7 protein-coding genes are annotated in these 10,402 nt (G+C 65.7%); 5 read left to right on the top strand and 2 right to left on the bottom strand.

Translation table 11 applies throughout. The features are described from left to right. Positions 1-315 precede the first annotated feature (315 nt). Positions 316-843, bottom strand: coding sequence for a hypothetical protein (locus tag ACMZ6R_RS18785; RefSeq protein WP_416114361.1), 528 nt, complete (start codon positions 841-843; stop codon positions 316-318). Positions 844-1,227: 384 nt separating this feature from the next. Further along, entirely contained in the window at positions 1,228-1,851 is a 624-nt protein-coding gene (locus tag ACMZ6R_RS18790) for a hypothetical protein (protein WP_416114363.1), read from the bottom strand. 200 nt (positions 1,852-2,051) lie between these two features. On the opposite strand from ACMZ6R_RS18790, the gene ACMZ6R_RS18795 reads away from it, so the two are divergent. From ACMZ6R_RS18795 to ACMZ6R_RS18815, 5 genes are all read left to right on the top strand, one after another. Beyond that, complete coding sequence (locus tag ACMZ6R_RS18795; RefSeq protein WP_416114365.1) at positions 2,052-2,255, top strand: hypothetical protein; 204 nt, start codon at positions 2,052-2,054, stop codon at positions 2,253-2,255. A gap of 273 nt (positions 2,256-2,528) precedes the next feature. After that, entirely contained in the window at positions 2,529-2,921 is a 393-nt protein-coding gene (locus ACMZ6R_RS18800; RefSeq protein WP_416114367.1) for a class I SAM-dependent methyltransferase, read from the top strand. A gap of 89 nt (positions 2,922-3,010) precedes the next feature. Further along, positions 3,011-4,195 carry an MdtA/MuxA family multidrug efflux RND transporter periplasmic adaptor subunit gene (locus ACMZ6R_RS18805; protein ID WP_416114369.1) on the top strand — a complete coding sequence of 395 codons (1,185 nt, stop codon included), beginning with the start codon at positions 3,011-3,013 and terminating at the stop codon, positions 4,193-4,195. Continuing rightward, complete coding sequence (locus tag ACMZ6R_RS18810; RefSeq protein WP_416114371.1) at positions 4,192-7,293, top strand: multidrug efflux RND transporter permease subunit; 3,102 nt, start codon at positions 4,192-4,194, stop codon at positions 7,291-7,293. Before ACMZ6R_RS18805 ends, ACMZ6R_RS18810 begins: the two co-directional genes overlap by 4 nt. After that, the coding region (locus ACMZ6R_RS18815) for an efflux RND transporter permease subunit (RefSeq protein ID WP_416114373.1) at positions 7,290-10,402 on the top strand (3,113 nt) is incomplete at its 3' end. The genes ACMZ6R_RS18810 and ACMZ6R_RS18815, both read left to right, overlap by 4 nt.

The raw sequence follows: 10,402 nt of genomic DNA on the forward strand, positions 1-10,402 counted from the left end.
TCCCTCCCCACACCCCTCCCTCCCCCAAAAACTTCTAGCGGGGGGAAGTTAAAAATGATTTCTACCCTTCGCCCCGAAGGGGCGACGGCTGGTGGTGGCTGGATTTCGCCCGACGCGCCTGCCGCGAAGCGGCGGCATCGTTGAACGAAATCCAGTCACCATCTTCAACGACCCCGCCTGACCGTGAGCCAGCCGCGCCTCCCGCCGGCCAGAGCGAATCGGGGGGACCGGGGGGCGCGCCCGCCCCCCGGCGGTGAGGTCCAGGAGAGGCAGCGCCTCTCCTGGCCGCCGGAGGCACGCTTCTCCCCGCTACGGCTATACGCCTTCGCGCAGCCATTCGGCGAAGTCGGAGAGTTCGCCGGTCCAGCCCTGGCTTAAGCGGACATTTAAAAACTGAATATAGAGCGCGTCGAAGAAGCCGGCGCATTTTTCGATCAGGTACATCTTTTCCAGCACCTTGGCGTCGGGGTCGTCGCCTTCTTCGGAGCGGGTTTCCGTTTTGGGGGGGCGCAGGGCGTTGAACGTGAAGTCGTCGGCCTTGGCCACAACGGTCCAGGTTTCGCCGTCCTGTTCGAAGCGGATCAGCGCCCGGTCCACGCGTTTGCCGCTTTTGACGCCAAGGCGCGCTTCGGCGAACTGGGCGTGGGGACCGGAAACAGTGGCGGTTTCGGCTTCCTCGCCGGTGCCGCCGCGCACCGATATTTTCTGCTCCAGGTAGACGTTGACCTCGGAGCCGTCGGGCAGTTTGAAAAGCCAGCCGCTTTTTTCGCTCTTGAACCAGAGCCAGGTCAGGAAATCCTGGCCGAGCACCGGATTTTTGGCTTCCGCCATGTTGATATCCATACGCATGCCCTCCCGGCGTCGCTATGGTTCAGATATGGTGTGCGGTAGGCTGGTCGGCGGGGTTGGCTGGCCGGCGGGGGGCAGGGCGGCCGCGCGCGGCGCATATTTGAAGAATACGCCTTCGCGTCCGACCTGCCCCCAGCCGGCCCCGGCCACGCGCCTCTTGCCGGGAGCAAGGCGTCTCCCTGGGCGTGCGGTATGGCCAGCCTGGCGCACAAACAACAGTTTCAGCTCTATCAATCCGAAAGATAAGGACTTCTCCCCAAGAACGTATCGGGTCGCCCCCGATGCCCCCTATCGAAAGTTTTTGAAGGGGGTCCAGGGGGAAACTTTTTTCAAAAAGTTTCCCCCTGGCCGCCGGAGGCATCTTTTCTCTCTTCCTCTCTATCCATTCCCGCCGAACTCGCTGGGTTCGACGTGTTCGAGGGCCAGGCCGCGTTCCACGCCGAGGATGCGTTCGGCGAGGTAGGCCGGCGTTTGCGGTTCCAGGTGCAGTTCGAACGTCAGGGTGAAGAGGTCTTCGAAGAGCGTTTGCACCTTGCCGTTGGTGGAGCACAGCCAGATGACGTGATCCATGGTGTTCCACACGGCTTCGAACACGGCCGGGATGGGCAGGGACCGGGCCATGAGGTGGAGCTTGATCCGCTCGGCGATTTCTTTCTTGCGGTCCTTGGAGACGAAGTTTTTGCCTGCGGCCTGGTTGTGTTCCTTTTCCTGGTCAAGGGCCAGGCGCAGGTGTTTTTTGAGCACGGCCGGGGAGATGCGGCGCGTGTCCAGGCGCAGGGAGAAGGCCAGGTAGTGGCCTTTTTCCGGCGGCGCGGTGCGCCACTCGGTGTCGAGGTAATCCTCGAAGGCGACCCAGCCGAAGGAACGTTCGTCGGCGGTGCCGTCAATGTCCACGAAAGCGTATTTTTTGAGGCGGTCGGGGGCTTCCCGCAGGATGTCGTCCTTCACCTCGCCGACGATCCTGTAGCGGGTGAATCCGCCGCTGGCAGCCAAAAGTCCCAAGGCGTCCTCCTTTGCCGGCCGGTGGTATCCGGCATGGCGAATGGGTTGTGTGGCTCAATAGATCAAATCCGGCCGGCGCGCCAGGGCCGGCGCCCGGGGTGGGATATAGGGCATAATTGTTGTGATATGAACAAGTTATGGGCACCGTTCAACGCATTTGGTCCGCCTTATGCAATGCGAAAAGAAACGGAGGTGACGTCATGGCCGTCATCAACTTCGCCCACACGGATGGCAGGATGCACATCGGCTCGCACTCCCGCAAGGCAATCACCCCCTCCGGGTGCAACGAACCTTTCAAGAAAGCGTACTGGTGCCCGAAGCGGAAGTGGTTTGCCAAGGAGCCGTGCCCGTTTTCCAACCGGTTTGAATGCATGAGCTTCGCACGCTTCAGCGGAGCCATCTAGGCCGGGGTCCCTCATCCGGCGGGTTGCAGGAGGCCGTCCGGCCTTTTGCAACCGTCGCCGCCACGTCATCGCGTCCTCCCGGGCGCAACCTGCCGCCGCGCCTTGTTCCTTTATTTGATCCCACTTCCGCCGCCCCCGGAAATCGCGTCACCGCCCTGACATTTTTGCCGGCAGGGGCTGCAAAAACGTCGGATTGTCCGGGCCGGGCATTTTCCCCTTGAGCCTGACGCAACGCCAGGGTTTATGTTCGGCCCAAACGGAGGAGCCTTCCCCATGTCGCTTCGCAGCGCCTACCGCACGGCAGACCGGAACAGCCGGATTTTCGAAGTTGACCATCCCGCGACCCAGGCGCAAAAACGCCAACGGTTGGCCGAAGCGGGTATCGCCGCACCGCAAAATCTCGTGTTCGTGCCCCTGGATTTCGAGCACCTGACCTTGGTCGCGGCCGGGTTTCGCCGGGACGCTCCGGCTTTTTTTCCTGGCCGGGCGTCACCATGTACCTGCTTGAAGCGACGGTGCTCGAAACGCTGGTCGTGCTTTCCGGGATGGCGGCGGGCTGCGCAAGCCGGGTGTAAGCCGCATCGTGCACGTCACTATCGGCCGATCTTTCTGACGATTTGGAAAGCAGGCCGCTTGTCGCTGGCGTCCCGCAACACGCTCATGTAACCTTTCGCCCTCCGATTACGACGTGGGTGAGGCAACGCGAATATTCGGGTATTTTACGGGCGATTGCCTAAACGACAAGGATGTCCGTCATGCCGATACGTACCGACGGCCGGGCCGCGCGCGGGCCCATCAAATTTCTGGCTTTCGCGGCGCTTCTGGCGCTGGCCGCGGGGGCGCTTTGGCGCCTGGACGAACGCTCGGGCGAGGCCAGACCTTCGGGGCCGCCTCCCGGCATGTCCATGACGGTGACCGTGACCACGGCCACAGCCAGGCTCGGCGACGCGCCCGTGACCCTTTCCGGCATAGGCACGGTCACGCCGCTTAAAACCGTCACGGTCAAGAGCCGGGTGGACGGCGAACTGACCAAGGTGCTGTTCAAGGAAGGCCAGCACGTCAAGGCCGGCGAATTGCTGGCCCAGATCGACCCGCGTGCCTTCATGGCCCAGCGCGACCAATATGCGGGCCAGTTGGCCAAGGACACGGCGCTTCTGGAAAACGCCCGGGCCGATCTGGCGCGCTACAGCAACCTGGTCCAAAAGGACATGCTGGCCGGCCAGACCAAGGACACCCAGGCGTCCCTGGTGCGCCAGTACGAGGGCGCGGTGCGCTCGGACAAGGCCCAGATCGACAACGCCAACCTCCAGATCGAATACAGCCGCATCACGGCCCCCATTTCCGGCCGGGTGGGCCTGCGCCAGATCGATCCCGGCAACATGATCCGGTCCGCCGACTCCTCCGGGCTTTGCGTCATCACCCAGATGTCGCCCATAAGCGTTCTGTTCACCTTGCCCGAGGACCAGCTTCCGGCCGTGCGCAAGCGTATGCGCGCCGGGGAAAAGCTGTCGGTTGCCGCCTACGACCGCACCATGACCGAAAAATTGGCCGAAGGCACCCTCGAGACCACGGACAACCAGATCGACACCGCCACGGGCACGGTCAAGCTGCGGGCCATTTTCCCCAATACCGACGAGGCGCTTTTCCCCAACCAGTTCGTCAACGCCGAACTGCTTCTGGAAAAGAAGAAGAACGTGATCCTGCTGCCGGCTTCGGCCGTGCTGCGCGGGCCCAAGGGAGCGCATGTGTTCGTTGTCGGCAAGGGCGATACCGCCAGCGACCGCGCCGTGACCACGGACATGGCCGTGGGCACGGACGTCGTGATCGCCTCCGGGGTGAGTGCGGGCGAGACGGTCGTGGTCGAGGGCGCGGACAGGCTGCGCGACGGCGCGAAAGTGGCCATCAAGAACCCGGGCAGTGCGGCGGCCGATAAATCATGAACCTCTCCCGCCCGTTCATCGTGCGGCCGGTCGCCACCACGCTTATCATGGTGGCGGTGATCCTGGCCGGCGCCGTGGCCTATTACCAGCTCCCGGTCTCGGCCCTGCCCCAGGTGGATTACCCCACCATCCAGGTCCGCACGCTCTATCCCGGAGCCAGCCCGGACGTCATGGCCTCGGCCGTGACCGCGCCCCTGGAGCGCCAGTTCGGCCAGATGCCGGGGCTCACCCAGATGACCTCGGTCAGCTCCAGCGGGGCCTCGATCATCACCCTGCAATTCGCTCTGTCCCTGTCCCTGGACGTGGCCGAGCAGGAGGTGCAGGCGGCGATCAACACCGCCTCCAGCCTGCTCCCGGACGACCTGCCGACGCCCCCGGTCTACAGCAAGGTCAATCCGGCCGACACGCCCATCCTGTCGTTGGCGCTGACCTCCGATTCCCTGCCCCTAACCGAGGTCCAGGACCTGGCCGACACACGGCTGGCCCAGAAAATTTCCCAGCTTTCGGGCGTGGGGCTCGTGAGCGTGGCCGGCGGCCAGCGTCCGGCCGTGCGCATCGCCGCCAACCCGACGGCCCTGGCCGCCTACGGCATCACCCTGGAGGCGGTGCGCACGGCCGTGGCCACGGCCAACGTCAACCAGGCCAAGGGCGGCTTCGACGGTCCCCACCAGTCCTCCATCCTCGGGGCCAACGACCAGCTTTTGACCAGCAAGGAATACCGGCCGCTGATCGTGTCGTACAAAAACGGCCGGCCGGTGCGCCTGTCCGACGTGGCCACGGTGACCGACGGGGCCGAGGACGTGCGGCAGGCCGCCTGGGTGAACGGCAAGCCGGCCATCGTGCTCAACATCCAGCGCCAGCCCGGGGCCAACGTCATCGCCGTGGTGGACCGGGTCAAGGCCATCCTGCCGAGCCTTCGCGCCTCGCTGCCGGCCGCCGTCGACCTCGCCACCATGGCCGACCGCACCGTGACCATCCGCGCCTCCATCGAGGACGTGCAGATCGAACTGCTTCTGGCCGTGGTCCTGGTCGTCGGCGTCATCTTCGTCTTTTTGCGCGACGCCCGGGCCACGCTCATTCCGGCCGTGGCCGTGCCGCTGTCGCTTGTCGGCACCTTCGGCGTCATGTACCTGCTCGGTTATGGCCTAAACAACCTGACGCTCATGGCGCTGACCATTTCCACCGGCTTCGTGGTGGACGACGCCATCGTCATGATCGAAAACGTGGCCCGCCACGTGGAGGACGGCGCCTCGCCCATGCAGGCGGCCCTCGACGGGGCCGGGCAGATCGGCTTCACCATCCTGTCGCTGACCATTTCCCTTGTCGCCGTGCTCATTCCGCTTTTATTCATGGGCGACGTGGTGGGGCGGCTTTTCCGTGAATTCGCCGTGACCCTTGGCGTGACGATCCTTTTTTCGGCCGTGGTGTCGCTGACGCTCACCCCCATGATGTGCGGCCGCATGCTCGGCCACGCCGGAGCCGGCGGCGGCAGCCGCTTCTTCCGGGCCACCCAGGTTGTTTTCGATCGGGCCATCGCCGGCTACGGCCGCACGCTCACCGTGGTGCTGCGCCACCAGACCCTGACCCTGCTCGTGGCCCTGGCGACCGTTGTCCTCACCGTCCTGCTCTACATCTACGTGCCCAAGGGCTTTTTCCCGGTCCAGGATACGGGCATTATCTCGGGCGTGACCGTGGCCCCGCCCACGGTGTCGTTTGCGGCCATGGGCCAGCGCCAGCAGGATCTGGCCCATGTCCTTTCCCAGGACCCGGCCGTGGTCACGGTCGCCTCCTACGTCGGGGGGGACGGCACCAACGCCAGCCTCAACACCGGCCGGTTGTCCCTTGTGCTTAGGCCCAAGGCCGAGCGCGACGCCGACGCCGCGGCCGTGGCCAGGCGTCTCGAGGAGCGGGCCAAGACCGTGCCCGGCATCACCGTGACGCTTATGCCCGTGCAGGACCTGAGCGTGGACGTGCGCGCCGCCCAGGCCCAGTACCAGTACACCCTGGACACACCGAGTTCCTCCGAACTTTCGGTCTGGACGCCGCGTTTCGTGGCGGCGCTGTCCAAAATGCCGGCCGTGCGCAACGTCGGCAGCAACCTGGCCGAGGGCGGGCTGCGCTACAACATCGACATCGACCGGGTGGCCGCCGCCCGCTACGGCATCACGCCCTCGGACGTGGACAACATCCTCTACGACGCTTTCGGCCAGCGCCAGATATCGACCATGTTCACGGAGCTCAGCCAATACAAGGTGGTGATCGGGCTCGCGACCGACATGGCCCAAGGGGCGGACGCGCTCTCTCGCATCCGCCTCCCCGGCACGGGCGACGCGCAAGTGCCTCTTTCGGCCGTGGCCAAGGTGTCCGAGGGCACGGGGCCGCTGGTCATAAACAGGCAGGGCCAGTTTCCGGCCGCGACGATAAGCTTCGACGTGGCCCCGGGGCATTCGCTGGGGGACGCGGTGGAAGCGGTGAACACGGTCAAGGCGGAACTGAACGTACCGGCCAGCATTGTGGGTTCGTTCCAGGGCGCGGCCAGGGCGTTCATGGATTCGCTCAAAAACGAGCCGCTTTTGATCCTCGCCGCCCTGATCACGGTCTACATCGTGCTCGGCGTCATGTACGAGAGCTTCATCCATCCGGTGACGATCCTGTCCACGCTGCCCTCGGCCGGCATCGGCGGCCTGTGGGCCCTCATCCTCTTCCACGAGGACCTCGGGATCATGGCCGTCATCGGCATCATCCTGCTTATCGGCATCGTGAAGAAAAACGGCATCATGATGGTGGATTTCGCCCTTTCCGCCGAGCGCGAGGAGGGCAAGGCCCCGCGTGACGCCATCTACGACGCTTGTCTGTTGCGCTTTCGGCCGATCATGATGACCACCTTTGCCGCGCTCCTCGGCGCCTTGCCCCTGGCCCTCGGCACGGGCGTCGGGTCCGAGCTGCGCCGGCCCATGGGCATCGTCATCGTCGGCGGGTTGATCGTGAGCCAGGTGCTGACCCTTTACACCACGCCCGTGATCTACCTCTTCTTCGAGCGCCTGGCCCGGCGTCGCCGCGAGGCGCCCCCCCGGGACGAGGCGGTGCATACGTCATGACCCTTCCCGAGTTGTGCATCCGCCGTCCCGTCGGCACCACGCTTTTGACCATGGCCCTGATCCTGGCCGGGGCCATCGCCTTCAAGCTGCTGCCGGCGGCGGCCCTGCCCCAGGTGGATTTCCCCACCATCTCGGTTTCGGCCCAACTGCCCGGGGCCGAGCCCCAGACCATGGCCACCTCGGTCGCCGCGCCGCTGGAGCGCCAGTTCGCCCGCATCGCCGGCGTAACCGAGATGACCTCCCAAAGCAGCCGGGGATCGACGCGCATCAATTTGCAGTTCGACCTCGACCGCGACATCAACGGCGCGGCCCGCGACGTCCAGTCGGCCATCAACGCGGCCATGGGCTATCTGCCCTCCACGTTGCGCCAGAACCCCACCTACCGGAAGATGAATCCGGCCGATGCGCCGATCATGGTCCTGGCGCTGACTTCCGACACGGTGTCGCGAGCCAGGATGTACGACGTGGCCTCCACCGTGCTCCAGCAAAAGCTGTCCCAGGTCGAGGGCGTGGGACAGGTGTTCGTGGGCGGCGGCGCGCTTCCGGCCGTGCGCGTCAACGTCGATCCGGCGGCCCTGGCCGCCAAGGGGCTAAGCCTCGCCGACGTCAAAAGCATGCTGACCAAGACCACGGTCAACCAGCCCAAGGGCCGCATCGAGGCCGGGGATCGCTCCTACGAGGTGGAGACCAACGACCAGCTCCACAAGGCCTGGGAGTACCAGCCGCTGATCCTGTCCTATAAAAAAGGCGCGGCCGTGCGCCTGACCGACGTGGCCACGGTCACGCCGTCGGTGGAGGACGTGCGCACGGCCGGCTTCGTCAACGGCAAGCCGTCGGTCATGATCATCGTCTTCCGCCAGCCCGGGGCCAACATCATCGAGACCGTGGACAACGTCAAAGCGCTGCTCCCCCAGCTCAAGGCCTCCCTGCCCGGCGATGTGGGCGTCTCCGTGGAGATGGACCGCAGTCCGCCGATCCGGGCCTCCCTGGCCGAGGTCGAGCGCACGCTGATCATCTCCTGCCTGCTGGTCATCCTGGTGGTGTTCGTGTTTCTCGGCAGCGCCCGGGCCACGCTGATTCCGGCCGTGGCCACGGTGGCCTCCCTCGTCGGCACCTTCGCGGTCATGTACCTGCTGGGCTACTCCCTGGACAACCTGTCGCTCATGGCGCTGACCATCGCCACCGGCTTCGTGGTCGACGACGCCATCGTGGTGGTGGAAAACGTGGCCCGGCACATGGAGCAGGGCATGGCCCCGCGCGCGGCCTCGCTTCTGGGCTCCAAGGAAGTGGCCTTCACCGTGGTCTCCATGAGCGTGTCCCTGGTGGCGGTCTTTATCCCGATCCTGCTCATGGGCGGCATGGTGGGCCGGCTTTTCCGCGAATTCGCCATGGTGCTCTCCATCGCCATCCTCATATCGCTTGTGCTGTCGCTTACCTCCACCCCGACTCTGTGCGCCATGCTACTGCGCACGACCGTGAAAAAAGCTTCCGACAAGCCGGGACTGACGGCCCGGGCCTTTGCCTGGCTCCATCGCGGCTACGAGCGCAGCCTTTCCTTCGCCCTGTCCCACCCGAGGTTCATGCTCACGGCCACGGTGGGGGCGCTGGCCGGCGCGATCTGGCTCTACGTGGCCATTCCCAAGGGTTTTTTCCCGGAACAGGATACCGGCCGGGTCATGGGGTTCATCCAGGCCGCGCCGGACACGTCGTTCCAGGCCATGGAGAAAAAGCTGCGGGCCGTGATCAAGGTCATCGGAGCCGACCCGGACGTTGCCTCGGTGACGGGCTTTACCGGGGGCGGCGGGGGACCCGGTGGCGGCGGCACCAACTCGGCCCAGATGTTCATTTCCCTGAAGCCCAAAAACAAGCGTCCGCCCCTGGCCGTGACCATGGGCCGGTTGCGCAGGGCCCTGGCCGCCATTCCCGGCGCGCCGGCGTTTCTCATGCCGGCCCAGGAGCTGCGTATGGGCGGCCGGCCGGGCAAGGCGCTCTACCAGTACACGCTGCTCTCGGACAGTTTTCCCGATCTGGTGGCGGCCGTGCCCAAGGTCGAGGCGGCCATGAAGAAGCTGCCCGGGCTCACCGACGTCAGCGCCGACCAGCAGGACAACGGGCTGATGACCTTTGTCGACGTCGACCGGGACACGGCCGCGCGCCTGGGCGTGACGACCGCGGCCGTGGACGCGGCGCTCTACAGCGCCTTCGGCCAGAGCCTGGTCGGCGTGTCCTACACCGACCAGAACCAGTACCATGTGGTGCTCGAGGTCACGCCGCGCGACTTGCAGGACCCCGAGGGGCTGCGCAAGATCTATGTGGCCGGCAAGGACGGCGCGCAGGTGCCGCTGGCCTCGGTGGCCAAATTCCGCCCGAGCGAGGCGGCGCTTTCGGTCAATCACCAGGGGCAGTTCCCGGCCGCCACCGTCTCGTTCAACCTGGCTCCGGGTGTGGCCCTGTCCCAGGCGTCGACGGCCATCGAGGCGGCGACCCGGACGCTGCACCTGCCGTCCTCGGTGCGCGGCACCTTCGCCGGCACGGCCGAGGCCTTCAAAAGCTCACTGTCCACCCAGCCGCTGCTGCTCCTGGCCGCCCTGATCGCGGTCTACATCGTGCTCGGCATCCTCTACGAGAGCACCGTCCACCCGCTGACCATCCTCTCGACCCTGCCGTCGGCCGGGCTCGGGGCCGTGGCCGCGCTGTGGGCCTTTCACATGGACCTGACCATCATCGCCGTCATCGGCATCATTCTCTTGATCGGCATCGTCAAGAAAAACGGCATCATGCTGGTGGATTTCGCCCTTTCCGCCGAGCGCGAGCGCGACCTGTCCCCGCGCGACGCCATCTACGAAGCCTGCCTCAAACGCTTCCGGCCGATCATGATGACCACCATGGCCGCCTTCCTGGGCGCGCTGCCCCTGGCGCTCGGCACGGGCTCGGGAGCGGAACTGCGCCGGCCGCTCGGCATCGCCATCGCCGGCGGACTGCTCGTCAGCCAGGCCATGACGCTCTACACCACGCCGGTCATTTATTTGTATCTGGACAGGTTGCGCTGCTGGGGGAGGGGACCCTTTTTTGCAAAAAAGGGTCCCCTCCCCCAGACCCCCTCCCTCCC

Origin of the sequence: Solidesulfovibrio sp. C21 (genome assembly GCF_047785625.1) — a bacterium.
Lineage (GTDB): Bacteria > Desulfobacterota > Desulfovibrionia > Desulfovibrionales > Desulfovibrionaceae > Solidesulfovibrio.